Raw genomic sequence first — 26,522 nt, forward strand, 5'->3', positions numbered from 1 at the left:
TCAGTCCAGCTCGCTCCGATGGGTGGGTGCAAGGACCAGGACATCAAAGATCGGTGCGTTCTTCCAATTCGGCCGAAGCTCGGTCACTTTGGTCCATCCCCAGGAGTGGTATGCCGTTTGGGCGGCAGCATTGTCCGGACGGACCAATAAGGTGGTTCGTGGCTCTGGCCGGGCCGCTACCAGTTCGTTGTGCAACGTCGCCGCGATGCCTTGACGTCGCCAGGTCGGGTGTACCAGTAGCTCGCTGATCGCGAACGTTCGCTTCCCGTCCTCATCGGTGAATCCGGGCGGCACCGGCTCGTGGATGCCGTCCCACCACCGTGTCTGCGGAGGCAGTGGAAAGCCATAGACGTAGCCGACCAAGACCCCGTCGACCGCTGCGGTGACCAGCTCCCACCCAGCTCGCTGCATGTGCAGGTCGAGCTGACGCCGGTAGCGATCCTCACTGTGGAACTCGTCGCCGTCTGAGTACACCTCCATATAGAGGCCTACCAGCTGATCAAGGATCCCGTTTGCCTCGTCGGCGGTGTGATGGCGAAGCTGCAAGCCTGCCATCACGGGGTCACTGCCCGGTCGTAGGCGTCAACGAACTGGCGAGTTGCTGCGGTTGCCTGCAGTGGCGTCGCCAGTTTCGACCGCACCTGCGCGAGATTTCGGCTCACCCGCCCCGACTTCATCTGACTCACTGCCGGCAGGACGTCCAGAGCGATGCGCGCCGCCCCATTTGCATCACCCTGCTGGTACGTCGCCTCCGCAAGGTCGACTGTGTACAGGACCTGGTTGCGTCGATGGCCCGGCGACGGGTTGGCGGTGATCGCGCGGAACGATTGAGCGGCACGCTCTGGCCTGCTCAGAGCGAGGTAGGAAAGTCCCTGGATTCCGTTCAGTTCCTGCTCGTTCACGAAGTCGACAAACCCCGGATCGTCCTCGTGCGGCCCGCGCTCTAGCTCCCGCCGAGCCTTGGTCATCTCCAGGCTGAACCCACTCGCATCGCTCAGTACCGCGTACGCGTGTGCCCTCCGTAGGTGTAGCAGCGTGGTAAGTCGAGGTGTCGCCCATCCGGCAGAGACACGTATTGCCGCCTCGGCGCAATGCAGTGACTCGCCGGGTTGGCTGTCGCGGAGCAGCAGCGATAGTAGGGCTAGCGCCCGTACTTCCACCCGAGGGTCGTCGGCGATACGGGCGCGGGTGATGGCCTCATTCAGGAAGGGCCTGGCTTCCGGCCTGCGTTCGGCGTCAATGGCGAGCCACGCCGCCTGGATGCCGAGGTCGGCCAGGGCACCTTGAAGGGCGCCACCCACCTCTCGGCTGTATTTCGCCTTGGCAGCCCAGTTCGACAGCCTGGTGTGCACCTGGATGGCGACGTCGCAGAGCTGGTCTGCGCCGACCGCGGCATCAGCCTGCCGGAGATCGTTAACCAACGAGCTGGCGAGTCGTACCTGCTCCATGCCGATGTTGCCGGGTGCGTCGGCTTGGTCGGTGAGCAGGTAGGGATGACCGGCTGCGGCGAGTCCCGCGAGCGCGGCCAATACGTTGAAGCGTCGGCGGTCCGTAGCGCCACCCCCTTGGCTCGATGCCTGCTCCACGCTAACCATCACGGCGGCTCGTTCGCCTTGTTCTGCCGCCTGATCGTCGTCGTTTGCACGGCTTGTGAGGCTCATAACGGTCCAATGAGGCTGATCAGGGAGGCGGAACCAAAGGCTCTCCGCTGGCACTCGAAGGAGCTGTGCCCAATGCGACAGCCGGTCCAGGTGCACCAGTGGTGGCCCGTTCTCCACCCGGCTCAACTGCGCCTGCGTGATGCCCAACCACCCCGCCACCACGCTCTGCGGCAACGCGACCCGCCCGTGGTACGGATGACAACGGTAGGCCCTGATCACCCGTCCCAGATGCCGCTCGGCCAAGGCTTGCCGCACCGGTTCGTGCTCCCAGAAGCTCGCCGGCACCACTGGCGGCGAGCTCAGCCGGTCCCGCTCGGCAGCCTGGCAGGGCGTACACCGTCCACTGTCATTGTCGCGGGCCAGCCGCCCGCCACACCGAGGGCAGATCGCGTGTGTCACGGGCGGCTCCGTCCAGTTCGCCTCATCGAACCTATCCATTGAACACGGTGCGTGGAGCGCTGGTATACGCACGACGCATATCTTCAACGGCCGTCGACCATGGGGACCTCAGGACGGGCGATACATCTGCACCGCTTCGATGACGACGTCCCAGCGCTCCCGCTCGGCCGCCGGGTTCAGCGCCCTGCCGTCGGCGACGACCACGCCGGCAGCACGCAGCACCGCCACGTGCCCCGCATACGCCGGATGGGCGGCCAACTCCGTCTTGACGTGCGGAAAGGCGAGGATCGGCAAGCCCGCGCCCAGTGACTCGTTGAGGACGCCGAGCGCCAACGTGTCGTTGATGCCCAGCGCCCACTTCGTCACCGTGTTGAACGTGACAGGCGCGGCTACCACCACGTCGGCCGGCGGGTGGGGCTCGGGGTCGCCGGGCATGCGCCACTCCACCCGTACGAGATAGCCGGTCCTGTCCTGGAGCGCCGCCCGATCGAGCCACGTTGCGGCCGTCGGGCTGACGATCATGCACACCCGCCAACCATCGGCGATCAGCAGGTCGACTACTTCGTCGATGTGTTCCGCCGGACCAGCGGCGCAGACGACCAGATACAGCACCGGACGTTCCGTCATGCCCGCAGTCTGCCCGACTCGGCCGGCGCGTAGTCGGCCGCATACCCACCGCGCATGCCGTCGATGATCACCCTGACATGCCGTTGTGCCTGGTCAGCCGCGAGGGTCGACGCATGGCCCGGGGCGGGTGCTGGCTCCGGAGTTGTGCCGGCCCCCATCGGCGCAGCTCCGCACCCGCCCGCCCCGGCGCCCCCGATCCGTCGACGCCTCGGAGCTGCCATGACCACCCCGCAAGAACCGGAAGGTGCCATGACCACGGCTGACATCGTCGCCCGTTGGCTGCGGCTGGTCATGGCGGACGCGGAGCTGTCGCCGTACCTCATCGGGGTTGACCTTGATCGGCTCGCCGCGCACCTCACCGCGAGCCTGGCGCACGGGCTCGACGGCGAGGCAACCCAGTGGCGCGGCCTGGGGTTGTCGGAGGCGCAGCACCGGCGGATCGTCGACTACCTGCCGGACGTCCAGGCCGCCGAGGTGGGCGCGTGAGCCTCGCCGCCGCCTGGGCGGCAATCGACGACCGGGTAGCGTCCGACTTCTGGTGCGCCCTGGAGGATCGTCGTCCCGGCCTGCTTCCCAACAGTGAGGCGTCGCTGTTCTTCGCCACGCTGGGCAGTCTCGTGGCCGGCGGCGATGATCGGGCGGGCCGGGCGGCGCTGCTCTTGGTGCTCGGCCGCGCGTACCGTCGCTACGACCTGCTCCCACACGCCACCACCGTCAGCGACGCGCTGCTCGCCACCGTCGCCCGCCATGCGACGCATCCACTGTGGAAGCCAGCGGCGGACCGCGCCATGCACGCCATCCGCCGCGCGGCCGCCCGCGTCGGCGAAGGCCCGGCGTGGTGGCCCGCCCAGGTGATCGGCCACGAACGGCCGTCACCGGGAATCGCCATCCTGACGGTACGTCCCTGGCGGCGCCTGCCCCACCACCCTGGCCAGGCCGTCCCGGTGTGCACGCCGCGCCTGCCGGGCCGTTGGCGCTGGCTCTCCCCGGCCAACGCCCGACGCGCCGACGGCACCGTCGAGCTGCACGTCCGCGCGGTAGCCGCCGGGGCCGTCTCCCACCTCCTGGTCCAGCAGGTACGCCCCGGCGAGCTGATCTGGCTCGGCCCACCCTGCAACACCGGTCTGCGCCTCGACCGCTCGAGCACGAACGATCTGCTGCTCGTCGCCGGTGGCACCGGTCTCGCGCCGCTGCGCGCCCTGGTCGAACAGGTCGCCGCCGCACCGGCCGGCCGGCGGGTGACGCTTGTCGTCGGCGCGCGCGCCTTCGTCGACCTGTACGACGCGATAGCGCTCGACAAGCTCCAATGCGCCCACGACTGGCTGACGCTCGTGCCGGTGTTCTCCGACGACCCCTGCGCGGAGCCGGCCGAGCAGGGCGAGGCCCTCACCATCGCCCTCTACCACCATCGCCCCGGCCAGGACACCTACCTGTGCGGCCCGCCCGGAATGCTGGCCGGAGCCCGGTCACGGCTGCTGGCCCTCGGCATCCCCGCCACCCGCATCCACACGCCTGTCACCTTCACTCGGTGACAGGCCGGCCCCGCGAGGTCAAACAGATTCACTTTCCCCTATCCGAAAACACGAAGAACTCAGGCCGGGTCCTGGCCCCGGCCTTGTTAGCCTGACCGTCAATCCACAATCGTGGGAGATGACCATGACCGGACATTGGGAAGCAGACCGCACTGCGCGCTTCTCTCGCAGACTCGGCAAGTCGGCCGCGGAGCTGGGTGAGAGCGGGGGAACGACCACCTGTCCCGATGTCTGGGAGCTGTCGAACGGCGATGTCGCGGTCATCGGGCGCGATCTGACCGACGTTCTTGCCACCCGCCTACCCGACGGGGTGAGTGTGGGTGCAGACGAACGAGTCGTCGTCATCCCGCGAAGCATGATCGTTGCCGCCAAGCCGGACATCCCGGATGCGTGATCTGTTGGATGCGGTCGGCGGGCAGCGGCTGAGCCTCGCCGAGTACGACGCCGACTTCTACACGACCGTCGAGTCGACCGATGGCCCCATCCTCAAGACCGAGCGAATGCAGACTTTCCGCGAACCGGGAAGCCCCAGTTGGGAGGCGTACGCCGATGGTCGATGGGAGGAGGCTCTACGGATCGCCGCCGAGCCGAACCCGGAGCTGGTGGCGTTCTTCGAGCACCTCGACCAGCTCGGTTCCGGCCTCCGACGTCTGCGGGTCGTCGAACTGCCGTTGACGCCGTACCTGATCTGGGAGCTGCATTTCCTGCGCTACCGAGCGAAGGTCGGGGAGCAGATTCGCGTGCTGGACGCACGCGCGATCAGCGCGTGGGAGGCTGCGGCCGGTGAGGTTCCGGAGCTGATGGTGGTCGGCGGCCAGGCCGTCTACGAGGTTCTCTACGACGATTCCGGCACCCCTGTCGGTGCCGAGAAGACAGTTGAACCGGCCGCGGTGGCGGGCTGTCGAAGCCGTGTGCTGTCGCTGTTTGAGCAGGCCGAGCCCTTCGAGCCCTTCTTTCGTCGAGAGGTCGACGGGACGAGGCCGGGACTGCCGCAGCTGTAGTAGCCTGCCTCCACCAGCGAGCGTGGAGGCAGTGTGCCCCGACTCCGGATGATCTCCGATCTGGCCCGTCGATCCGCCACGCCAACAATCCTGCTCCTTGGCGTCCTGGCCATGCTGGCAGCCGTCCTGTTCTCGCCCGCTGTCCTGCTTTGGATCGGCAGGCGGCCCGGATACGACTGGCCGCTGCTGGGCAACGTCGGCCAGACGTACGGCGCTGCCTCGGCGATCCTCGCGGCGCTCGCGCTCATCGGCGTGGTGTCGTCGCTGGCGCTGCAGGCACGGGAGGCCAAGGCTGCCCGTGAGCAGGCCCTACGCGCCCTGCACACCGACCTGCTCAAGATGGCCATCGACGAACCCGCGCTTCTCGAATGCTGGGGGCCGATCGAGGACGCCACCGACATCGAATGGTTCCGCAAGCACGTCTACGCGAACCTCATCGTGTCCCACTGGCAGTTGATGTGGGAGGTGGATGTTCTCACCGCACGGCACCTGGAGGTGCTCGCGGATCAGTTCTTCAAGGGGCGCGTTGGCCGTCGATTCTGGGCCGAGGCGCGTGCGCCGCGGATGACCGCCGAGACGTCGCGACGCGCCCGGCGTTTCACGGCGACCGTCGACCGTCGCTACCTGGCAGCAGTGGGCGCAGGGCCGGCCGAGGATGAGCCCGTGGGGACGGCAGGAACGATCGGTCACGACACGGTGCCTGCGCGAGGCGGCCGGCCGGCGGGACAGGCGACCGCGCTCGCTGTCGGCGTCGTACTCGGTGCCGCTGTCGTCCTTGCCGGCCGCCGTCGACGCCTCGGAGGCTCAGCCAGGCGTGACGGCTGAGCGCATCAGCCGAACGAGTCACCGAACTCGCGTACCCCGTCGACGTCAAGCGTGATCCGGTCGTTCTCGGCCCACTGGCCCGCGGCGGCGAGCCAGCTCGGGTCGTCGCGCTCGTCGATGTCGCTCCAACTGTGCCTGTGGTGGCGTAGCTGGATCGGCCCGGTCGACGCTCCCGGGGCGAGCGTCCCTTCGGTAAAGGTCAGCTCGACCCAACCGGGGACCGTGGTGCCCGGGATCGGATAGCCGGGCGGTGTGCCCGGCACCACGAAGAAGCCCACGGTCTGCCGGATGCGCTCGCAGCCCAGCGCGGCCCAGTCGCAATTGGTCACCAGCGAGGTGTTGCCGCCCTCGAAGCGCAGGTGGTAGCGCGCCCGCACCGTCGCCAGGTCGAGCGGCGCGCTGCCGGTGTTGGTGACCTGGAGGACGTACTGGATCTGGTTGTTCGTGGGCGACCAGTCCAGGTTGCGGTAGCCGACCGTGGCGCGGCCGGCGGCGGTGCGGACGGCCGTCGCGGTCGAGCTGTCGGAGTACCCGCCGGGCGCGCGGGCGGCGACCGCGATCCGGTACGTCGTGCCGGGCGCCAGATCGGTAAGCGTGAGGGTGGTGGCGGTGGTGGTGCCGAGAAGGCGGTACGTGTACGGGCCCAGCGGCGCCTGCACCTCGTAGCTGATCGGGCCGTCGCCGGTCGGCTCGCCCGTCCAGGTGGCGGGCGCCCAGCTCAGGGTGAGCTGGTGTGGTTCGTTGGCCAGGACGGTCGGGCTGCCGGGGGTGGTAAGCGTCGGGGTGTCGTCGGCTCGGGCGGGGGCGGCGACGGGCAGGCTCGCCAGCGCGGTGAGGACGACGGCGGTGATGACGCGGCGGGCACGCATGTCCCGAATCGTATCCATCATGGACAAGTATCAATGCTTTTTCCCACTGGCTGGCGGATCCCTGCTCGCAAATTCCACCAGCGTGCATTACGGCCAAATGGGAAGCCCGCAATCTTGCCCCAATAGTGCATTGTCAAAATGCCGCACCGCCTCGATCTGGCGATCAATCGCGGCTTGTCCATACGCTGGCGTGGCGGCGTACCGCAGAAATTCGCCGCGCTGGCACCGGCCGTCACACCTGGCCGGTGCTGTCGTCTGTCCGTCCCTGCGCGCCCACATCGCGAGGTGTCGAATGGCCACTCCCCGTCCTTTACGTACGATGCTCGTCGCCGTACTCAGTTGTCTTCTGATCGTCGTCCCGGCACCCGGCCGCGCAGGCGCGGCGGCGACCGACGGTCCGGAAATGGCTGCCTATCTGGCCGCCCACCCGGGCGGGAAAGCGATAAGCGACAACGAGATCAGCTACGACGGTGGGGCTTTCGTCGTGACCCTGCGGCGGCCGATCGGCACGCTCGTCGCCGCCGACTGCCCCTCGGGCTGGTACTGCTTCTACGAGTGGCCCAACTACGGCTACCCCCGGGGTCGGCTCTCCGACTGCGGTCGGCAGAGCCTCGCCACCTGGAATTGGCAGTTCCGGGTCGAGTCGGCGCACTACAACCTCGGCAGTGGGACTGTGTCGTTCTACTACTACGACACCCGGCTCTTCGACATCGGCGCGTCCAGCCGGGTCCGCAGCGACGCGTCGCCCTTCCGGAACTGGCCGAACTACGTGCAGCGTCGCTGCTGACCCGCGCCGAATCGTCAGGCGCAGCCGGGGCCTGTGGTCCGGTCGGTCCGCGCCTTGCTCAGGACGAGCACGTAGTCAAGGATCTGGTTGTCGCGCACCGTTGTCGTCTCGTGGCTGAGCAGCTCGCCGGTGTGCGGGTCGAACTGCACCGTCTCCCGGCGACCCTGGGTGTCGTCGGCGCTGAAGGCGAGCCCGGCCCGATCGTGCCAGTCCGGGTACGCGCCCCGATCCTGGATACCCGGCATCGCCGCCAACTCGAACAACAGCGCCGAGATCTGCCCCGGGCTCAGCAGGTGGTAGCGGAAGATGCGGCTTACCACGGTGATCATCCCGGCGGCGGTGCGCAGCTCCGCGGGCAGTTCACCCAACTGGGCGTCGAGTTGCCGGCGCAGCTCCGCCGGATCCGCCGAGGGCACGGGTGGGATCTCGGACAGGTCGCCCGGGCCGTACGGCGCCGACGTGGGCTCGCCGGACGGCCTACCGTCCGCGATCACGGTGACGGTCCGGCGGCCGGACAGGGCAGGCGTCCACCACAGTTGCTCGTCCCGGTAGTTCCGCCGATCGACTCCCGGCGCGAGGTCCGCCGGTGCCCAGATCCGCCGACAGACAACTGTGTACGACCCGTCATGGATCGTCGCCGTCATGCCGGCCACAGCCAGCGCGAGGTCCGCGAGACGGCGGCCATTCCCGGTGTACGCCTGGGTGGCGCTGCCCGATGACGACAATGCCCCCGGCAGGGCCTCGGTCGGGGCGACCCGGGTCTCCCCGCGCCCCCGGTTCGCTGCGGTGCCGACCGCCACCAGCGAGGTCAACGACACCCCGCCGAGCAGGATCGCCAGGACTGCCCGCAGCTTCGGGGGCAGTCGGCCGATCCGGCTCGTGCCTGTCGGCGCGACCCTGGAGTCGTCGCCCATGGGTTGGCGGGGTCGCGGGATCGCGTTCGTCCGGGCGGAGACGGCATGCCGAGGAGCCGGCCGGTTGACGCGCCGTTCGCCGTCGCGGAGGGTCGGCCGGCCCGGCACGCCGGCACGGATGACGCTGGCCGCGTTTCCCGTCGGCGTCGCCCCCGCCAGGTTGCCGGCCGGCGCATTGCCGGCCGCTGCCTTCCCGGCTGGTGTGTTGCCGACGGGAGTCGGGGTGGCCTGGTGGTGTGGTGGCCTGTTCTCGTCGCCGGAGCGGGCCGTCGGGAGCGCCGCCGGGTGCCGGGACATCCCGTGCCAGCCGCCGGGGGTCGGTCGCTGCTGAATCGGGATCATCCCCCAGGGCCACGGGGGCGCCCCCGGGTCGGCGGGAGGTCGAATCTGGTCCGTCCGCGTCCGGTCCAGTGGCGCGCTGCGGTTCTGCTGGCTCGGCAGCGGCCCCACGGCGTCGAACCGGGCCGACCGGTCGTTGGGCGGGAACGCGAGCTGTGGGGCGGTGCCCGGCAGGATGGGCAGGCCCGCCGCCGACGGCGGGGCGATCTCGGGGCGGAACTCTCGCTGGTAGGCGAGCCCCGCGTGGGCGGCCAGTCGGAGGTACCAGGCGCGCCCGGCGGGCCCGGCATCGTCGTAGGTGCAGCAGATCAACGCCTGGCTCAGCAGGGAGAGCAGGTACTGCGCCCGCCAGATCCGCGCCCAGTTGCCCTTCTCGACGAGAGCCTGCCCGACCGCGTAGCTCGCCTTGATCACCTTGACCGTCAACGCCGGCAGCCGGCCCGAGGCACTACCGGCCGGGTCGATCAGCAAGGCGCGCAGGGCGTCGGCCCGGACGGTGCGCGGGGCCTCGACCACCTCGGGGAGGACGAAGTCCAGGAGCAGGGTGCCCAGGTCGCGGGTGAGCGGCGCGTCGACGGCGAACCGGTCCAGGTCCACCAGGCAGAACTTCTTGACCTGTACGTGGCCCGCCCGGGAGCAGGGGAAGAGGGCGTTGCGCGCGTGCAGGTCGCCGTGCGATGGCCCGCGGAGCTGGTCGAGCTGGAGGTCGTGAAAGAGCGACCCGGTCACGGCGAACCGCAGCGGGTTCGGCACCACCACGCCGCTCGCGGGGTCGTGCAGCCAGTCCGCGTCGAGGTCGTCGAGACCGAGCGCCGTGACGGCCGCGTACACCTCGGTCTCGGCGTCGGCGTCGGTCAGCTCGCGTCGGACGAACTCGTCGACCGTGGTCCGGGTGCTCCGCAACCCCTGGTGGTGCCATCCCCACACCCTGTCGAGCAGCGTGCGGTAGGCGTCCCTGAGCTGGTCGTCACCCACCTCGGCGAGCGGAACGACCTGCTCGGCCCCGTGCGCGATGTCCTGGAACATCAGGAATCGGCCGTCGCCGACCGGATATGGCGGGTACGGCTGGGGGACCAGGTGGCGTTCGGCGAAGCCCGCGTCGAGCCGGACCGCCTTCGCGTGCCGGGCGGTCTCCTCGCGCGCCTGCGTGGCCGACAGCACCTTGACGTAGAGCTGTTCGGGGTCCTGGCCGTCGCTCTGCTGCACGATCACCGGGATCAGCTGCGCGCCGCTGCGCCCCCGCAGTCTTGTGCCGTGACACGGCGGGCGGACGGTGGCGTCACGCCCGGCCGCCCAGTTCCGCAGCGCGACCGAAATCGTCGCATCCTCTATGTACTGTTCGAACTCGTCAACGAGGTCGTCGCCCATGTCCGCCGTTGGACCTTCCACGAGTGGCGAAAGTGATCTTCCACGAGTGGTGAAAGTGGACGCGGACGGGCGGGGGTGGCACGTCCGAATGAGGATGCGCCTGTGGGCGCGAAGCTCAAGGTACCGCAAACTTTCGGGCGAACGCGTCAGTAATTCGCAGCCGCCCCCGCATCTACCTAAAAGTAATAAATGCTTACCTTCCGCTTTCGGGAGAGCGCAATCCGTGACATCTAGAGAGGCGGATATATGATCGTCACGGAAAAGGGAGGTGCCGGTGACGGAACGCACGCAATCCCTGCTCCAGCGGCAGCGCCGACCCGAGATGATGGCGCTGCTGCACGCCATGTCGGTCTGCCACGGCCGGGCGCAACGGCTCGACAACCTCCGGATGACGCTCTCCGTCGCCATCGGCGTCGCCGGGGCGGTCGTCGCCTTCACCGGCGTGTCGGCCCTCGGCGTGACCGCCGTTGGCGCGCTCTGGGCCGTCGTCAACGCGATCGGGCTCGGCTCCTGGTCCGCGGGCCAGATCCGCCGCGCGGCCACCCTCCAGGAGATGTTCGACGTACGCCTCTTCGAGTTGCCCTGGAACACGGTGGCGGCGGGCGAGCCCGTCGGCCCGGAGGAGGTGAGCCGGCTCGACCGCGCCTACCGGGGCGACGAGCGATACCTCCGCGACTACTACGAGGTGCCGCACCTGCCGCACCCGTATGACGTGCTCGCCTGTCAGCACCAGAACCTGGGGTGGGGTGCACGCGTCCGGCGGCGCTACGCGTACACAGTGCTCGCCGGGGTGGCGTTCTGGACGGCGGTCGGGGTCGTCTTCGCGGTGACCGCCGACCTGACCGTGGCCGACCTGCTGACCCAGTGGTTCGTCCCATCCCTCGGCGCACTTCTGCTGGGTGTCGAGATCTACCGGGGTCAGCGCGACGTCGCCGCCGAACGGGACCGCGCCCTGGTGATCCTGCAGCGGCAGATCGCCGCCGCCGTCCGCGCGGATGAGCCCGCCACCGATCCCACCCTGCTCAACCTCGCCCGACAGATCCAGGATCTGATCTTCCACAGTCGGCGGGGTCAGGCCCGCGTGCCCGACTGGTACTTCCGACGGTTCCACGCCGCCGACCGCGTCGACTTCCAGGCCGCGATGACGAACCTCGCCGAGTTGCTGGGCACCCGCCCGCCGGCGGCCCGCACCGACTGACACCACCGCCTCGGACGCGGTGGTCCGTCACGTGACGTCGCTTCAGGAGCCGCCCTGGCGTTGGATCCGTCCGTCGCCGGAGATCCTGGCCCGACCGAGGTCGCGTTCAGTGCCGGCGGAGCCGGTCGCGGTACGGCGGTGCCGCTGATCGGGCGAGTGCTCCACCGTCGAACCCTGGCGGCCCCGAGCGCCGCTGCCCGGATGCCGCCGACCTCGCGCCGATTCGCCACCACTGTCGTGTTTGTTCTCCTTGTGGCTACCCATGCCGCACGCGTACCCGGCCGCCGGGCGGCTAGTCCTCGTGCTCGGGGGTCGACCGTCCGTTACGCGACGTAGTCGGTTTGGAGATAACGCCTGGTCGCGCGACTACTTACCGTCAAGCAGTCATCACCACTGGCCTCGATCCTGGCTTCGTGACAGGGCCGTCGAGGTCTCAGACGGGAGAAAACACCATGCGTGCTCAGAGCCAGACTCGACGGTTCGGCGCCCCAGCATCCGTACTCGTGCTCGGTCTCGTCGTTGCCGCGACGGTGCTCGCCCCGGCGAGCCCGGCTTCCGCCGCGGTCCCCGGCCTGGTGCGGATCTCCGCGACCAGCGTCGCCGACTCGGCCGACTTCCACTCCACCACCGCCACCTGCCCGGTCGGCAAGGTCCTCACCGGCACGGGCTACGAACTCAACGGGGCGACAGGCGAGGCCATCCTCGACGACCTGCGCCCCAACGGAGGCCCGGCAACCGCGCCGACGGCCGTCACCGTGGGCGCCTACGAGGCCGAGCCGTACGCCGGCGTCTGGTCGGTGACCGCGTACGCGATCTGCGCCAGCCCGGTGCCGGGGCTCGTGCGGGTGTCGGCGGTAAGCGTCAACGACTCGGCCGACTTCCACTCGACCACCGCCACCTGCCCCGTCGGCAAGGTGCTCACCGGCACGGGCTACGAACTCAACGGGGTCACCGGTGAGGGTGTCGTCGACGACTTCCGCCCCAACGGCGGCGTCGCCACCGCGCCCACCGCCGTCACGGTGGGCGCCTACGAGGCGGATGCCACCGCGCTGAGCTGGTCCGCGACCGCGTACGCCATCTGCGCCAACCCGCTGGCCGGCCTGGTCCGGACGTCCACCGTGGGCGCCAGCAACTCGCTCGACTTCCGCAGCGTCCTGGCGGGTTGCCCGGTCGGGAAGGTGCTGACCGGTGCCGGCTACGAGCTGAACGGGGTCACCGGTGAGGGCGTCGTCGACGACTTCCGGCCCAACGGCAACACGACGACCGCGCCGACGACTGTCGACTCGGGCGCGTACGAGGAGGACGCGTTCGCCGGCAACTGGTCCAACACGGCGTACGCCATCTGCGCCACCGCCTGACCACCCGCTGTCCGGCATGGCCGCCCCGCAACGCGCGGGGCGGTCACGTCTCGGGGCTGGAGCGCGGATACCCCGATATGGCGTTCTCGGACGGTCGGGCCGGTGGGTGCGGCCATAGCGTGCAGGCGACGGAGGCGCCCGAGCGCGGCGGGCTGCTTCGCGACCTGAGGGAGGCGGTCATGCGGCAAGCACTACCGGGGGAGTGCCCGATCCCCGTCCAGGTTGACCGGTGGCGGGCGGGGCTGCCGGCCGATGCCTGGCCCGACGGCTTCCCGACCAGCGGCGACGTCTGGCGGCGGGACGTGTTCGCGGTCGCCGACGCGTACCGAGCCGGGTCGGCGAGCGCGCGGCAACTGCTGGCCGCCGTGCTGATGTGGGGTTACGGGCCCATCGGGTACGGGCCGTGGCGGGCCGCCAAGTCGCTCGGCGGCGACCCGACGGGCCAGCGTCTGGCGGGGGTCCTCGACGAGGTGTCGGCGTCGGCGTTGGACGAGGCGCTGCTGCGCACGGCGTACCGCCGGTTCCGCGACCCGGGCCAGGCGCGCCTGCCCTGGTTGGGGCCGGCCTTCTTCACGAAGGTTCTCTACTTCGTCGGCTACCGCCAGGGGGCGGGCGGTGTGCAGCCCCTGATCCTCGATCGCGTCGTGGCCGGTCACCTCCCCGCCGAGGCCGGTGTCACCCGCCGCAACGGTTGGCTGGCGGAGGAGTGGCTGGCCTACCTGCGGTGGGCCGCCGAGCAGGCCCGGAGCAGGGGCGTCGAGCCCGACGAGGTGGAGCTGGCGGTCTTCCAGGGCCGGTGACGGCGTCAGGACGCGGCGCGCAGGCGCTCGTCGAGGGCGTCGAGGTCGGGCACGAACCAGATGTGCTCGCCCCGGTTCGACTCGTGCACCAGGGCCCGCAGCGCCGAGCTCTGGGCGAGCTGCGTCGAGATGTCACCCACCACGGCGAGCCGCATCCGGTAGTTGACGAACTTCTGCATCACGTCGCCGGCGAAGCGGGTGCCCAGCGAGAAGAAGCGTTCGTCGAACCGGTTGGCCGGCACGGCCACCACCTGGGCGCCGAGAAAGGCCGCGCCGATCAGGTCCAGCGCGTCCTGTTCGGTGGCGACCGGCGGGCCGGCCGGGTCGCACACCAGCACCGGCACTCCGGCGCGCTCCTGCATCTCGTCAGGCATCGTTGACCTCCCGGTCGAGTAGGCCGTTGTCGGCGTTGAGGACGGCGTCGAGCAGGTGCAGCAGCTCGGCGGTGCCGGCGGGATCACCGAGGATGATGATCTTCAGGCGGCGGCGATCGTCGTCGTGCACGGTCTGCACACGGATCGGCCGGGCCGGGTCGTGCCCGGTGTTGACGCCGGCCAGCACGAGCGTGCCCAGCCGGTCGGCGGCGGCCCGGTCGACACCGTCGATCTGCACGATGCTCGACACCTCGGCCTGCCCGGCCACGGTGGCGACGGGCGGCCGCCCGGTGAGCGCGTCGAGATCACTGGCGGCGATCCGGTACTGCTTGCCGATCCGCACGGCGCGCAGCCGCCCGGAGCGGATGTAGCCGCGCACCGTCCGCACGTGCAGGCCGAGCCGGTCTGCGACCTGTTCAACCGAGTACATTTCTTCCGTCATCGCTCCCTATCGTAACCAGATAAGGAAAGTTAGGTAACGATGGGGTCGAGTCGTGGACGACATCAACTCCGCAGGACCGCCCGCCCCCGATGTGGTGAGCGGCGGCGGTCAGGTCGCTGCGGACCGGAGGGTGTCCGCCACCGGACGGCGTGCGGCGGCCAGCGCCGGGATCGCAGTGAGCGCGACGACGGCGAGCAGCACTCCGAACGCCGCCGAGAGCATCCAGGAAGCTGGTGCGTACCGGTTGTCGTCCCCGGCGAAGTAGGTCACGAGGCCGACGAGAATTCCGCCGGCCACGCCCGGTATCGCGGGAAGTAGTTGTGCCGTCGCCAGCCCCAAGCCGGCCTGCCCGGGTGTCGCGCCGAGCGCGCGGGCCACCGCCAACGGGTGCCGGGTGTCGAGAACGGCGGTCCAGGTGCTCACGGCGGTGTTGAGCAGGGCCAGGACACACACCACGCCGACGAGGAGAAGCATCGCCTGGGTGGTGCGCTCGTCGCGAACGTCCGGAAGCTCCGAGTAGCCGAGTTTCAGTGGGGCGCGATCCTGCGCCAAGGCCATCAGCACGACGGCGATCGCGGTGGTGGTGATCAGAGTGTTCACCGTGATGAGCCGGGCGCGGCGCGGTCGGCGCGCGTTGATGCGTACCCCGATCAGGAGAGCGGTGGGCAGCCGGCGCGACAGCCAGATGGCCCACCGCCGGCGGCGCGGCGGTGTCGCGGCGTCGGCCAACGCGTGGACGGTGCTGGTGGTGGCGGCGCGGACCACCGACCCCAGGGTTGCCGTGACCGCGATCCCGAGGGCGAGCGCGCTGGCCGCGACCACCATGCGCGGCGGCGGCGGGTGGACGCCGACCGAGCCGATGAGCCCGGCCGCCGGGCGGAACAGCGCGGGCGCGGCGAGCCAGCCGGCGGCCAGACCGGTGCCGGCGGCGGTGAGCCCGATCACGAGGTACTCGGCGAGGTGGATGGTCGCGATCATGGCGGGCCCGGCGCCGACGGCCTTGAGCAGGCCCACCCGGCGGCGCTGGCCGATGGCCCGGCCCGCGACGATGCCGGCGACACCGGTCACCGCGAGGGCGGTCAGCAGCCAGCTGCCGATCAGCAGGGCCTGCCGCGCCGGGGCATTCAACATGCTGTTGACCTCTGCGATCTGTGGCCCGGTGCGGAAGCGCCACCCGTGGAATCGCGCATCGGACCCGATGCCGCCGCCCGGCGGATCCACCGCCGCGATGCCGGCCCGCGGGTCGGTAAGTCTGAGGTTCAAGGTGTACGACAGCGGCTGGTCCCCGGCGAGCGTGGCGATGTCACGGCGGTCGACCCAGACCAGGCCGCCGCCCTCCGTCGTGATGCTTCCCGGGAAGTGCCACCCGGGGCGCGGATACGCGGGCCGGGCGGCCGTGACCGCGAATCCGATGACGTGCAGCGGGTGACCGTTGACGCTGACCGTGTCGCCGGTGTGCAGGTGAAGGGCGTCGGCGAAGGCGCGTTCGACGACGACCCCGCCGGGGCGTGTCCAGGTGCCGTCGGTGACCGCCGGCCGGTCGACGGCGGCCGGCGTGTCGTCGCGGCCCTCGACGACGACCCGGACGGTCGTGTCGCGGGCGGTCAGCGCCAGGAAGGCCAGTGGGTACGGCCCGCTGTGGTCGGTGACACCGGGCAGAGTCGTCAGCGGGGTGAGCGCGTCCCGGGCCTGCGGTCCGGTGAATGCTGGCTCCACCACCAGGTCGGGGCCGGCGGTAGCGGATCGGGTGCGTTCGTACGGGCGATTGACGAGTTCGTTGAGGGTGAGACCGAGGGTCAACGTCGCGGTCGCCGCGGTGATGGCGACCAGCAGCAGCACGTTCTCGGTCCGGTGCCGACGCAGGCTTCGCACCAGCAACCGCCACACGAGCAGCAGGCGGCCCGCCACGTCATGCCCCGTTCTGCACGGCGGTGCCGGCCAGCATGCTGTCGTCGGCGAACGCCCCGTCACGCATGGAGATCACCCGGTCGGCGACCGCCGCGATGCGGGCGTCGTGCGTGACCACCACGAGGGTCTGCCCCGCGCCGCGCAGGTCCTCGAAGAGCCGCAGCACCTCAAGGGTGGCGGCGCTGTCCAGGTTGCCGGTGGGTTCGTCGGCCAACACGACCTGCGGCTCGTTGCTCAGCGCGCGGGCGATGGCGACGCGTTGACGCTGGCCGCCGGACAGGGCCGAGGGGAGGTGCGAGGCACGGTCGGCCAGCCCGACCTGGTCGAGCAGGTGCAGGGCGCGTCGGCGGGCCTGACCGGGTGACCGACCGGCCAGCAGGGCGGCCATTTCGACGTTCTCCACGGCGGTCAGTTCGTCCATGAGGTGGAAGGACTGGAACACGAGGCCGATGGTGTCGCGTCGCAGCCGGGCGAGGGCGCGCTCGCTCATCGTGTCGATCCGGCGGTCGGCCAGCCACACCTCGCCGTCGGTGGGGCGCTGTAGCCCGCCGAGCAGGTGCAGCAGGGTGGATTTGCCGCACCCACTGGGACCCATGATCGCCACCGCCTGCCCGGTGGGCACGTCCAGGTCCACGTCGTCGACCGCGCGGACCAGCGCGTTGTCCCAGCCGTAGTACCTGCTGAGCCCGCGTGCCCGCAACGCCATCGACCCGTTCATGCCCCCGCCCTCCGTCCCGCTCGACCGCGCTCGGTCCACATGCGTTCGCACGCCTCCAGCCACTCCAGGTCAGCCCGCAGACGCAACACGACGCCCTCCACCAGCAATCCTGCGACCGGATCCACCGACCGCTCCAACGCCGCCCGTTGGGCGTCGCGCAGCCTGCGCAGCACCTCGCGCCGCTGGGCGTCCACCAGGGCGACCGGATCGGCCAGCCGGGCAGCCGCGGCGGCCACCAGTTTCAGGTGAAATTCCGCGAGGTCCGGCTTCGGCCAGCTCACCTCGGTCAGCCAGCCGGCGACACGCTGCTGCCCGGCCGGGGTCAACGCGTAGACGCGCCGATCCGGCCGATCCGGCAGACCGTCCGCCCGCTCGGAGGTCACCAGGCCGGCCTTCGCCAACCGGGCCAGGGTCACGTAGATCTGCCCCGCGTTCATCGCCTCGCCGAGGGGACCGAGCGCGCCGCGCATCCGGCTGCGCAGCTCGTACCCGTGCGCCGGCTCCTTGGCCAGCATGGCCAGCACCACGTCCTGCATCCGGCACGCCCCCCACATCGACCGCTAATAGATAACCGCTAGCTATTGCGCTGTCAAATCTCGACGCTCACCGTCGGTGGGGTCCAGTACCGTCTGAGGACCATGGACGCGCGGGGCGGCGACGCCATCATCGGGCGGGATCATCCCGCGGGTCTGCTGCGCGCCGAGCTGGATCGGGCCGCCACCAGCCACGGCGGTCTCGTCCTGGTCACCGGTGAGCCGGGGATCGGCAAGACCACCCTCGTCACCACCGTGGCCCGGGAGGCCCGCCGGCGCGGGGCGCTCGTGCTCGGCGCGGCCTGCTGGGATTCCGACAGCGCCCCCGGCTACTGGCCGTGGGTGCAGGTGCTGCGCGTCCTGCGGCGCTCCGCCGACGACTGGGCGCTCGCCCGGCCGGACGCCGAGCCCGCCCTCGCCGCACTGCTCGGCGAGACCAGCACCGCCGACGTTCCCAACCTCGCCGCCGCCTGGCCCGCCCAGGCCGACGGCCAGGACGAAGCCGCCTGGACCGTCCAGGAAGACGCCCGGGACGTCGCCGACCAGGAGGCGTTCGCCGTGTACGACGCGGTGACCGCCGCCCTGGTCGCGGTCTCCCAGCACCGGCCGGTGGTGGTCGTCCTCGACGACCTGCACTGGGCCGACCCTGCCTCCCTGCGGCTGCTGGCGTTCGCCGCCCAGCACACCTGGTTCGAGCGGCTGCTGCTGATCGGCACGTACCGCGACGCGGAGATCGAGGCGGGCGAGCACCCGTTACGCCCGCTGCTGATGCCGCTGGTAGCCAAGGCCACCACGATCACTCTCACCGGCCTCACCCGTGACGAGGTGGCCGCGTTGATGGCGCGCACCGCCGGGCGTGCGCCCGACGCCGACCTGGCCGACGAGGTGCACAGGCGTACCGGCGGCAACCCGTTCTTCGTCGAACAGACCGCCCGGCTGTGGCATGCCGACGGCACGACAGGCACCATCCCGCCCGGTGTCCGGGAGGCGGTGCGCCGGCGGCTCGACCAGTTGCCCGCGACGGTGGTCGAGGCGCTTACCGTCGCCGCCGTGCTGGGCCGCGAGTTCCACCGAGAGGTCCTGGCGGCCAGCGCGCCTGCCTCGGCGGCGCAGCTCGACCGCCTGCTCGACCAGGCGGTGACCGCCCGGCTGATGGTCAGCCGGGGCGGCGGCCGGTTCGCCTTCGCCCACGACCTGGTCCGCGAGACCCTCTACGACGGGCTCACGGCCGACGACAGGCAGTCCCGGCACGCCGCGGTGGTCCGAGCGGTGGACCCGCCGACGGCGCTTACCGACCGGCTGATCCCGGCCGACCTGGCCCGCCACGCCTACCTGGCCGGCCCCGCGCTCGACCGGGCCCGGGTCGTGGAGCTGCTGGTCGCCGCCGGGCGGGACGCGTTCGCCCGGCTCGCCGCCGACGAGGCGGCTGTGCACTTCCGCCGGGCGCTGGAGGTCGTCGAGGATCGGGCGCAGCGCGTGCGGCTTCTCGTCGACTTCGGTGAGGTGCAATATCACCACGCCGGTCGGGACGAGGCCGTGCGCCTGCTCGCCGAGGCCGCGACGCTGGCCCGCACGCTCGACGACCCGGTGCTGCTGGCCCGCGTCGCGCTCACCGTGCACCGCTCCCGCCAGGTGGACACCATCCACTCGGTCGACGCCGCGGACCTGGTACGCGAGGCGTACCAGCGGTTGATCGGCGAGCCGGCCGCCACCGCGTCGGTGGGCACGCTGGTGGCGGATCTGATCACCGCGACGGAGACCATCGCCCGTTCCGGCCGCGACGACGAGGCGCTCACCTTCAGCCTGTGGGCCCGCCACGACACCACCTGGGGTCTGGGCACCGCGGCGGCACGAGCCGCGCTCACCGCCGAGCTCCGGGATGTGGCCCGCCGCTCGGGCGACCGGGAGACCGAGCTGTGGGCCACCTCGCTGCGCTGGGTGGCGCTGCTGGAACTGGGCGACCCGCGCTTCGTCGAGGAGTTCACCGCCTTCGTCACCGCGGGCCAGCACGATGACCTGGCCCGCCCCCGGATGGCAGCGGCCGTCGACGGCGGGATCATCGCTGCGTTCCGGGGTGACTTCGCCGAGGCTGACGAGCGGTTCACGGTCATCACCGACCTGTCCGACCCGGGGCATGCCGAGTTCGCCTTCATGGGCCATCACCTGCGCTGGGCCCGGCTGCTGTTGCAGGGGCGGTTCGACGAGATCGACGCGTTGCTGCGCGAGTGGGCGCCGACCGACTACCCGTACCGGGAGCTGCTGTCGGCGATCACGGCGGCCGAGCGCGGTGATGACGAGACGGCGGTGCGGCTGACCGCTGTCATCGAGGCGGCCGACATTCGCTACCCGCGTCCGGTGTCACCGCTGTGGCTGCGCCTGCGCGCGCAGGCCGCCGCCGCGTCCCGCGACCCGCAGCGCTGCGGCGACGCGCGGGCCGCGCTGACCCCGCACCGGGGGCGGTGGGCGGTGGGGCTCTTCGGCTGCGACATCAGCGGGCCCGTCGACCACTGGCTCGCCGTGGTCGACGCCGCCGAGGAGCGCTGGGACGACGCGATCGCCGGATTCACGGCGGCCCGCGAGGCCGCCGACCGGATGGGCTCCCGACCCTGGTCGCTCATCGCCCGCGCCGGGCTGGTGAACGCCCTGGCCGGCCGCGACGACCCGAGTGACGCCGCGACGCTTGCCGAGCTGCGTGCCACTACCGCGCGGGACGCCACCGCCCTCGGCATGAGACAGGTGCTCCTCCGGCTCGCCACCCCGGAACCGGCCCGCCCCGAGCCGGGACAGGTCACCGGCCGTGCCCAGGACGCCGGGCCGGGCCGAGTCGCCCTCCCGGGCCACGCCGCCGAGGCAGACCACGTCGCCCTCCCGCGCCGGGCCGCCGAGGCAGGCCAGGCCGTCGGGCGGCGCCAGGTGACCCCGCCCGACCCGCCGGTCGAGGGGTACGCGTTCCGGCGCGACGGGCCGGTCTGGCAGCTCGCGTACGCCGGAGTCGTGGCGCACCTGCCCGACGCCAAGGGTCTGCACGACCTGCACCTGCTGCTGAGCCGCCCGGGCAGCGACGTGCCGGCGGTGGAGCTGCTCGACCCGGCCGCCGGACCGGAGCTGGTGGCCGCCCGCCGCATGGGCGGCGATCCGGTCCTCGACGACGAGGCGAAGGCCCGCTACCGGCGGCACCTGACCCGCCTCGACGACGAGATCGACCGGGCCGCCGCACGCGGCGACGAGCGCAGGGCGGCCGCGCTGGACGCCGAACGCGGCGCGCTGCTCGACGAGCTGCGCGCCGCGGCGGGGCTGGCCGGCCGGAGCCGGCGGCTGGGCGACGAGGCCGAGCGGGCCCGCAAGACGGTCACCGCGCGGATCCGGGACACGCTGCGCAAGCTCGACGAACGCCATCCGGCGCTCGGCGGTCACCTGCGCGAATCCGTCTCGACCGGCAGCACCTGCCGCTACCTGCCGCCCGAGCCGTTGCGCTGGCGGCTCTGACCCGGTGATTCGCGGGCACGGTCAGCGGCGGTTGTACCTGTACATGGTCAACGTGCCGAAGACGAGCACGAAGCCGACGCTCCACGCCAGCAGCCACATCGTGGCGGACGGGTCCGACTCGCCAGCCATCACCGCGCGCACCGACGCCACCAGCTGCGTCACCGGGTTGACCTTCACGAACGCCTGGAGCCAGCCGGGCATGGTGCTCGGCTCGACGAAGACGTTGCTGAGGAACGTCAGCGGGAACAGCACCATCATGCTGACCCCCATCACCGACTTCTCGCTGCGCAGGATCAGCCCGAAGAACGTCCACACCCACGAGAACGCGAACGAGAAGACCACCAGCAGCCCGATCCCGGCAGCCACCCCGGCGACGCCGCCGTCGGGTCGGAAACCGAGCGCCAACCCGACGCCGAGGATGACCAGGGCGGCGAGGACGTAGCGCAGCACGTCGCCGAAGATCATGCCGACAAGCGCGGCCGGCCGCCAGACGGGCAGCGTACGGAAGCGGTCGAAGATGCCCTTCTCGATGTCGGTGTTGAGGCCGATGCCGGTGTACATGGTGATCATCACGACGCTTGTCACCATGATGCCGGGCAGGAAGAACTGCAGGTAGTCGCGCGGGCTGTCGGCGAGGGCGCCACCAAACAGGTACGTGAACATCAGCACCATGATGATCGGGAACGCCGTCACGTCGAAGAGCTGCTCCGGCACGTGCTTGATCTTCAGCAGGGCCCGCCAGCCGAAGGTGAGCGACGCGCCCAACGCGCTGGGTCGGGGCGGTCGCGCGCCCGGCGCGAGGACTGTCGCCAGCGCCTCGGCGGACGGTACGTAGACCGACGGCGCCCGCTCGGTAGTGGTGGTGGTGTCGCTCATCGGGCTGCCTCCAGCTCGTCGTCGCGCTCGTCGGCCAACACGGCCGGATGATCGGTCAGGGCCAGGAAGACCTCGTCCAGGCTCGGCTGGCCGAGGGAGAAGTCGTCGACGACGATGCCGGCGCGGGCCAGGTCACCGAGCGCGCGGGCGGCCTGCGCGCTCGCGTCGAGGTCGCTGCCGGCCTCGCCGACCCGGGCGGTCAACGCGACCGGATCCGCGGCGAGCTGCACCGGCACGTCGAGCGCCTCGCGGAGCACCAGCTCCGCCTGCGGACGCTGACCGGGGTCCCGCAGGCGCAGGTGGACGGTGCCGGAGCCGACCGACGACTTCAGCTCCCCCGGGGTGCCCTCCGCGATCACCCGGCCGTGGTCGACGACAGCGATCCGGCCGGCGAGCTGGTCGGCCTCGTCGAGGTACTGGGTGGTCAGCAGCACTGTCGTCCCGTGCGACACCACGGCCCGGACGATCTCCCACACCTGGTTGCGGCTGCGCGGGTCGAGACCCGTCGTCGGCTCGTCGAGAAAGAGCAGGTCAGGGGTGTTGAGGATGCTCGCGGCGATGTCGATGCGCCGCCGCATCCCACCCGAGTACTTCTTCACCTGGCGGTCGCTCGCCTCGGTCAGACCGAACGCGGCGAGCAAGGCCGCCGCGCGCTCGCGGGCGGCCGGCTTGCGCAGGCCGAGCAGGCGGGCGAGGAGCACCAGGTTCTCCGTACCGGTCAGATCCTCGTCGACGGAGGCGTACTGGCCGGTGAGGCTGACCCGGCTGCGGACCTTGTCCGCCTCGGTGACCACGTCGTGCCCGAACACCCGCGCGGTGCCGCCGTCGGGGCGCAGCAGGGTCGCCAGCACCCGGACCGCCGTGGTCTTGCCCGCCCCGTTCGGGCCGAGCAGGCCGTAGACGGTCCCGGCGGGCACCCGCAGATCCATGCCGGCCAGCGCCCGGGTCTCCCCGAACGAGCGGGTGAGCCCCTCGGCCTCGATGGCCAGGCCGGTGGAACGTCTATTCATGATTCGTACCTCTCGTCCGACGTGTGCACAGACGCGCAGCGCCGTGGTTGGTGAGATCAACGACGCCGCCCCACCGCAAGGCGCGAGGTGACGGCAGACCGCCCGCTAGATCGGATCTAGCGGGCGCTGTTTCGGAACGCGATGTCGGTGGGATCGGCTTGACTGGGGTCGACGAAGGGGACGGAATGGCGCAGCTACGCATCGAGCCGTGGCACGAGGATGATCTCGATCTGCTGCGGCAGCTCAACTCACCTGACACGCGCCGACACACCGGCGGCCCGGAGACCGACGAGCAGGTGCTCGCCCGGCACGACAGGTACGTGCACTTCGCGGAGGGCGGGCAGGGGTGCATGTTCACACTTGTGCTGCCGGACGGCGCGCGGGCGGGCAGCGTCGGCTACTGGGCCCGCGAGTGGCGCGACAAACAGGTGTACGAGCTGGGCTGGGCGGTGCTGCCCGCGTACCGGGGGCAGGGGCTGGCCACCGCCGCGGTGCGCGCGGCTCTCGACGTGGCCCGCGCCCGACGGGACCGTCGCCACGCGCACGCCTACCCCTCGGTCGACAACCCCGCCTCGAACGCGGTCTGCCGCAAGGCGGGCTTCACGCTGCTCGGAGAGACGAATTTCGAGTACCCGCCCGGGCAGATGATGCGTGCCAACGACTGGCAGCTCGACCTGACCGCCCCGCCGACCGACGACTGAGGTCGGCGGGGCGGCCGTCGCCGGTCACCAGGTGGTGTCGAGGCGGTGTCGCTGCTCGGCGGTCAACTCCAGCTCCACGGCGGCCAGGCTCTCCTCAAGCTGGGCCACCGAGGACGCTCCCACAAGCGGAATCGACGGCAGGTCACCGCCCAGCAGCCAGGCGAGCACCACCTGGTTCACAGTCGCGCCGGTCTGCCCCGCCACCTCCCGCAGGACGGCCAGCCGCCGAGGCGCGCTCGGCAGGTCGTACGCCGAGCTGAGCGGCTTGTCGGCCCGGGTGAACGCCCCCTTGAGCAGCGGCGAGTACGCCACCAGGGTCAGCTCCGGCTCGGCGCGCAGGTAGCTGAGCAGGTCGCCGCCCGCTCCGCCCGGCTCGCCGTCCGGATCCAGCTCGCTGGCCAGGTCGGTGCGGTTGGGCAGGTAACTGCGGTGGTACTGGAGCACCTCGTACCCCGGGAGGCCGGCGGCTGCGGCGAGCGCCCGGGCACGCTCCACCCGCCACGCCCGGTGGTTGCTCGCGCCCAGCAGGCCCACAGTCCCCTCGGCGACCAGCTCGGCGAAGCCCTCCACCGTCTCGGCGAGCGGCACCGTCCGGTCCTCGATGTGTGCGTAGAGCAGGTCCAGCCGCTCCACGCCGAGCCGGTCGCGGCTGCGCTGCGCCGACTCGCGGATCACCTTCGCCGACAGGCCCTCGGCGTTGTCCAGGTAACTCGTGCCGGGGGCCAGTGGGCGGGCACCCAGCTTGGTGGCGATGACGATCTCGGCGCCGATGCCCCGGCTGCGCCGCCATCGCCCGAGCAGCTCCTCACTCTGCCCGCCCTGCGAGCCGTCGACCCAGAACGCGTAGTTGTCCGACGTGTCGATGAACGTGCCGCCCGCCTCGACGTACCGGTCGAGGATCGCGTACGAGGTGGCCTCGTCGGTGGCGCTGCCGAACAGCATGGCCCCGAGGCTGAGCACGCTTACCTCGCGCCGGGTCGCCGGGTCGGTGCCGATCGTGCGGTACCGCATGGGATCTCCTTCCGTGCGCCCTGCCGGTGGGCGCCCGAGGACCACACTGGTGGCTGGAGTGCGCTCCAGGTCAAGCGCTCGTCCTCACCAGGGGAGTACGCCGTACCCGCCGCCGGCGTCCATCTGGAAGCCCCACAGCAGTCCGCTCGGCCCGTCGGCCGGCAGCGTCGCCAGGCGCACGCTCACCTCGGCACCCTGCTCGGCGGTGCGGAAGCCGCTGTTGCCGTTCAGGTCGGTGGCGCAGTAGCCGGGGTTCGCCGCGTTCACCTTGATCGGGGTGTCGCGCAGCTCCTTGGCGTACATGGCGGTGAGCATGTTCAACGCCGCCTTCGACGACGGGTACGGCACCGAGGTCAACTCGAACAGCGCGCCGTTCGGGTCGGTCATCACCGCGATCGAGCCGACCTCGCTGGAGACGTTGACGATCCGGGCTGCCGGCGCCCGGCGCAGCAGCGGCAGCAGCGCGTTCGTGACGGTCACCACCCCGCCCACGTTCGTCTCGTACACCCGCAGCAGCGTCGCCACAGTCGTCTCGCTGGGCAGCCCTCGCTCGCCGTCGGCGAGGACGATGCCCGCGTTGTTGACAAGCACGTCCAGCCGGCCGTACTCCGTCTCCACCAGTTTCGCGGCGGCGGCCACCGACTCGGCGTCGGTGACGTCAAGCGGCACGAACCGCGCGTCCGCGCCGCCGTCGCGCAGCTCCCGTTCCGCCGCCCGGCCGCGTTCGGCGTCGCGTGCGCCCACCAGCACTGTCATCCCGAGGCCGCCGAGCTGTCGTGCGGTGGCGAAGCCGATTCCCTTGTTGGCCCCGGTGATCAGGGCGATCATGTTCGTCATGCCGTCGAGCCTCACCCCGCCGACGGCAGGTGGACAGGGACGGGCCGAGGCTGGGACCGGCGGTACCACCCTGGCCGGCCCCGCCCGGGGCATGCTGGTGTGATGACGAGCAGCGGCCTGCGGCGTGACGAACTGGCGGCGTTCCTGCGCACCCGCCGCGCCCGCCTGAGCCCCGCCGAGGTCGGCCTCCCCGAGGGGACGCGTCGGCGCACCCCCGGGCTGCGTCGGCAGGAGGTCGCCCAGCTCGCCGGGATGTCGATCGACTACTACATCCGGTTGGAGCAGGGCCGTGGCCCACACCCGTCCCGGCAGGTGCTCGCCGCGATGGCCCGGGCGCTGCTGCTGAGCCGCGACGAGCGGGAGTACCTGTTCCGGATCGCCGGGGAGCACGCGCCCTCGACCGTCGGCCCGAGCCGGGAGGTGACCCCCGGGCTGCGGCACCTGCTCGACGCCATGACCGAGTCGCCGGCGTACCTCGTCGACGCCGCGTACCACGTGCTGGCCTGGAACCGTCTGGCCACGCACTTCGTGGGGGATCTCGCGGCCGTGCCGGACGCGGAGCGCAACATGATCCGTTGGACGTTCCGGCAGCCGATGACCGACGCCCACTGGACCGACGCCGACGCACGCCGGTTCGTGCACAGCACGGTGGCGGACCTGCGGGCCGCCTACGGCCGCTACCCGGCGGACCCGGCGATCCGCGAGCTGGTCACCGAACTGCTCGGCACCTCGCCCCGGTTCGCTCGGCTGTGGGCCGAGCATGACGTCGAGGAGCGCCGTCCCGTCGTGAAGCGGGTGGCGCATCCCGAGCTGGGGCCGCTGGAGTTCGAGTGCCGTGTGCTGCTGGTGCCGGAGACCGAGCAGCGGCTGATCGTCTACGTCGCCGAGCCGGGTTCGCCGACCCAGGCGGTGTTCCGCCGGTTGGCCGAGCGCGTCGGCACCTGACCC

26 protein-coding genes are annotated in these 26,522 nt (G+C 71.3%); 12 read left to right on the top strand and 14 right to left on the bottom strand.

The window, feature by feature from the left end:
* The 3 genes from ACGFIE_RS12845 to ACGFIE_RS12855 all read right to left on the bottom strand — a co-directional run bounded on the left by ACGFIE_RS12845 (window position 1) and on the right by ACGFIE_RS12855 (window position 2,687).
* On the bottom strand, window positions 1-555 hold the full coding sequence (locus ACGFIE_RS12845) for a GNAT family N-acetyltransferase (RefSeq protein WP_393294035.1): 555 nt from the start codon (window positions 553-555) through the stop codon (window positions 1-3).
* Window positions 555-2,060, bottom strand: a complete 1,506-nt coding sequence (locus tag ACGFIE_RS12850) for a helix-turn-helix domain-containing protein (protein ID WP_393294037.1) — start codon at window positions 2,058-2,060, stop codon at window positions 555-557. Before ACGFIE_RS12850 ends, ACGFIE_RS12845 begins: the two co-directional genes overlap by 1 nt.
* 108 nt (window positions 2,061-2,168) lie before the next feature.
* Complete coding sequence (locus ACGFIE_RS12855) at window positions 2,169-2,687, bottom strand: flavoprotein (protein WP_363678891.1); 519 nt, start codon at window positions 2,685-2,687, stop codon at window positions 2,169-2,171.
* A gap of 249 nt (window positions 2,688-2,936) precedes the next feature.
* Between ACGFIE_RS12855 and ACGFIE_RS12860 the strand changes: the two genes are divergently transcribed.
* The 5 genes from ACGFIE_RS12860 to ACGFIE_RS12880 all read left to right on the top strand — a co-directional run bounded on the left by ACGFIE_RS12860 (window position 2,937) and on the right by ACGFIE_RS12880 (window position 6,045).
* Window positions 2,937-3,173 carry a hypothetical protein gene (locus ACGFIE_RS12860; RefSeq protein ID WP_393294039.1) on the top strand — a complete coding sequence of 79 codons (237 nt, stop codon included), beginning with the start codon at window positions 2,937-2,939 and terminating at the stop codon, window positions 3,171-3,173.
* The gene (locus ACGFIE_RS12865) at window positions 3,170-4,219 is read left to right on the top strand and encodes an FAD-binding oxidoreductase (RefSeq protein WP_393294041.1); all 1,050 of its coding nucleotides are present in this window, start codon (window positions 3,170-3,172) and stop codon (window positions 4,217-4,219) included. Before ACGFIE_RS12860 ends, ACGFIE_RS12865 begins: the two co-directional genes overlap by 4 nt.
* Window positions 4,220-4,337: 118 nt before the next feature.
* Entirely contained in the window at window positions 4,338-4,613 is a 276-nt protein-coding gene (locus ACGFIE_RS12870) for a hypothetical protein (protein WP_393294043.1), read from the top strand.
* On the top strand, window positions 4,606-5,220 hold the full coding sequence (locus tag ACGFIE_RS12875; protein WP_393294045.1) for a DUF6879 family protein: 615 nt from the start codon (window positions 4,606-4,608) through the stop codon (window positions 5,218-5,220). The genes ACGFIE_RS12870 and ACGFIE_RS12875 overlap by 8 nt, the downstream gene beginning before the upstream one ends.
* A gap of 48 nt (window positions 5,221-5,268) precedes the next feature.
* Window positions 5,269-6,045 (top strand): DUF6082 family protein, encoded by a 777-nt coding sequence (locus ACGFIE_RS12880; protein ID WP_393294047.1) that lies wholly within the window; start codon window positions 5,269-5,271, stop codon window positions 6,043-6,045.
* Between the two features lie 5 nt (window positions 6,046-6,050).
* Here ACGFIE_RS12880 and ACGFIE_RS12885 read toward each other — a convergent pair whose 3' ends face one another.
* Window positions 6,051-6,914, bottom strand: coding sequence for a cellulose binding domain-containing protein (locus tag ACGFIE_RS12885; protein WP_393294049.1), 864 nt, complete (start codon window positions 6,912-6,914; stop codon window positions 6,051-6,053).
* A 292-nt stretch (window positions 6,915-7,206) separates the two neighbouring features.
* On the opposite strand from ACGFIE_RS12885, the gene ACGFIE_RS12890 reads away from it, so the two are divergent.
* Complete coding sequence (locus tag ACGFIE_RS12890; RefSeq protein ID WP_393294051.1) at window positions 7,207-7,701, top strand: peptidase inhibitor family I36 protein; 495 nt, start codon at window positions 7,207-7,209, stop codon at window positions 7,699-7,701.
* Window positions 7,702-7,715: 14 nt separating this feature from the next.
* Here ACGFIE_RS12890 and ACGFIE_RS12895 read toward each other — a convergent pair whose 3' ends face one another.
* Entirely contained in the window at window positions 7,716-10,322 is a 2,607-nt protein-coding gene (locus ACGFIE_RS12895; RefSeq protein WP_393294053.1) for a hypothetical protein, read from the bottom strand.
* 274 nt (window positions 10,323-10,596) lie between these two features.
* Between ACGFIE_RS12895 and ACGFIE_RS12900 the strand changes: the two genes are divergently transcribed.
* From ACGFIE_RS12900 to ACGFIE_RS12910, 3 genes are all read left to right on the top strand, one after another.
* Window positions 10,597-11,520 carry an S-4TM family putative pore-forming effector gene (locus ACGFIE_RS12900; RefSeq protein WP_393294055.1) on the top strand — a complete coding sequence of 308 codons (924 nt, stop codon included), beginning with the start codon at window positions 10,597-10,599 and terminating at the stop codon, window positions 11,518-11,520.
* 452 nt (window positions 11,521-11,972) lie between these two features.
* On the top strand, window positions 11,973-12,878 hold the full coding sequence (locus tag ACGFIE_RS12905) for a hypothetical protein (RefSeq protein WP_393294057.1): 906 nt from the start codon (window positions 11,973-11,975) through the stop codon (window positions 12,876-12,878).
* A 179-nt stretch (window positions 12,879-13,057) separates the two neighbouring features.
* The gene (locus ACGFIE_RS12910; protein WP_393294059.1) at window positions 13,058-13,678 is read left to right on the top strand and encodes a hypothetical protein; all 621 of its coding nucleotides are present in this window, start codon (window positions 13,058-13,060) and stop codon (window positions 13,676-13,678) included.
* Window positions 13,679-13,683: 5 nt separating this feature from the next.
* On the opposite strand, the gene ACGFIE_RS12915 is transcribed toward ACGFIE_RS12910, so the two are convergent.
* The 5 genes from ACGFIE_RS12915 to ACGFIE_RS12935 all read right to left on the bottom strand — a co-directional run bounded on the left by ACGFIE_RS12915 (window position 13,684) and on the right by ACGFIE_RS12935 (window position 17,656).
* The gene (locus tag ACGFIE_RS12915; RefSeq protein ID WP_363678914.1) at window positions 13,684-14,052 is read right to left on the bottom strand and encodes a DUF4180 domain-containing protein; all 369 of its coding nucleotides are present in this window, start codon (window positions 14,050-14,052) and stop codon (window positions 13,684-13,686) included.
* A complete protein-coding gene (locus tag ACGFIE_RS12920) occupies window positions 14,045-14,494 on the bottom strand; it encodes a helix-turn-helix domain-containing protein (RefSeq protein ID WP_393294061.1) in 450 nt (149 codons plus the stop codon). Before ACGFIE_RS12920 ends, ACGFIE_RS12915 begins: the two co-directional genes overlap by 8 nt.
* Window positions 14,495-14,602: 108 nt before the next feature.
* Complete coding sequence (locus ACGFIE_RS12925; RefSeq protein ID WP_393294063.1) at window positions 14,603-16,402, bottom strand: FtsX-like permease family protein; 1,800 nt, start codon at window positions 16,400-16,402, stop codon at window positions 14,603-14,605.
* A gap of 1 nt (window position 16,403) precedes the next feature.
* Window positions 16,404-17,120: an ABC transporter ATP-binding protein gene (locus ACGFIE_RS12930; RefSeq protein WP_393294065.1), complete on the bottom strand. Its 717-nt coding sequence runs from the start codon at window positions 17,118-17,120 to the stop codon at window positions 16,404-16,406.
* On the bottom strand, window positions 17,117-17,656 hold the full coding sequence (locus ACGFIE_RS12935; protein WP_393294067.1) for a PadR family transcriptional regulator: 540 nt from the start codon (window positions 17,654-17,656) through the stop codon (window positions 17,117-17,119). Before ACGFIE_RS12935 ends, ACGFIE_RS12930 begins: the two co-directional genes overlap by 4 nt.
* A 102-nt stretch (window positions 17,657-17,758) precedes the next feature.
* On the opposite strand from ACGFIE_RS12935, the gene ACGFIE_RS12940 reads away from it, so the two are divergent.
* Window positions 17,759-21,139, top strand: a complete 3,381-nt coding sequence (locus ACGFIE_RS12940; protein ID WP_393294068.1) for an ATP-binding protein — start codon at window positions 17,759-17,761, stop codon at window positions 21,137-21,139.
* A 21-nt stretch (window positions 21,140-21,160) separates the two neighbouring features.
* Here ACGFIE_RS12940 and ACGFIE_RS12945 read toward each other — a convergent pair whose 3' ends face one another.
* Together ACGFIE_RS12945 and ACGFIE_RS12950 are read right to left on the bottom strand one after the other, a co-directional pair.
* On the bottom strand, window positions 21,161-22,015 hold the full coding sequence (locus ACGFIE_RS12945; protein WP_393294070.1) for an ABC transporter permease: 855 nt from the start codon (window positions 22,013-22,015) through the stop codon (window positions 21,161-21,163).
* Entirely contained in the window at window positions 22,012-23,025 is a 1,014-nt protein-coding gene (locus ACGFIE_RS12950; RefSeq protein WP_393294072.1) for an ATP-binding cassette domain-containing protein, read from the bottom strand. Before ACGFIE_RS12950 ends, ACGFIE_RS12945 begins: the two co-directional genes overlap by 4 nt.
* 185 nt (window positions 23,026-23,210) lie before the next feature.
* Here ACGFIE_RS12950 and ACGFIE_RS12955 point away from each other — a divergent pair, with 185 nt between their 5' ends.
* The gene (locus tag ACGFIE_RS12955) at window positions 23,211-23,726 is read left to right on the top strand and encodes a GNAT family N-acetyltransferase (protein ID WP_393294074.1); all 516 of its coding nucleotides are present in this window, start codon (window positions 23,211-23,213) and stop codon (window positions 23,724-23,726) included.
* 24 nt (window positions 23,727-23,750) lie between these two features.
* Here ACGFIE_RS12955 and ACGFIE_RS12960 read toward each other — a convergent pair whose 3' ends face one another.
* Entirely contained in the window at window positions 23,751-24,737 is a 987-nt protein-coding gene (locus ACGFIE_RS12960; RefSeq protein WP_393294076.1) for an aldo/keto reductase, read from the bottom strand.
* 84 nt (window positions 24,738-24,821) lie between these two features.
* Window positions 24,822-25,574 carry an SDR family oxidoreductase gene (locus ACGFIE_RS12965; RefSeq protein WP_393294078.1) on the bottom strand — a complete coding sequence of 251 codons (753 nt, stop codon included), beginning with the start codon at window positions 25,572-25,574 and terminating at the stop codon, window positions 24,822-24,824.
* A gap of 102 nt (window positions 25,575-25,676) precedes the next feature.
* Here ACGFIE_RS12965 and ACGFIE_RS12970 point away from each other — a divergent pair, with 102 nt between their 5' ends.
* Entirely contained in the window at window positions 25,677-26,519 is an 843-nt protein-coding gene (locus ACGFIE_RS12970) for a helix-turn-helix transcriptional regulator (protein WP_393294080.1), read from the top strand.
* Window positions 26,520-26,522: the final 3 nt, after the last annotated feature.

Source organism: Micromonospora sp. NPDC049275, from assembly GCF_043197115.1.
In the GTDB taxonomy this organism is placed as follows: domain Bacteria; phylum Actinomycetota; class Actinomycetes; order Mycobacteriales; family Micromonosporaceae; genus Micromonospora.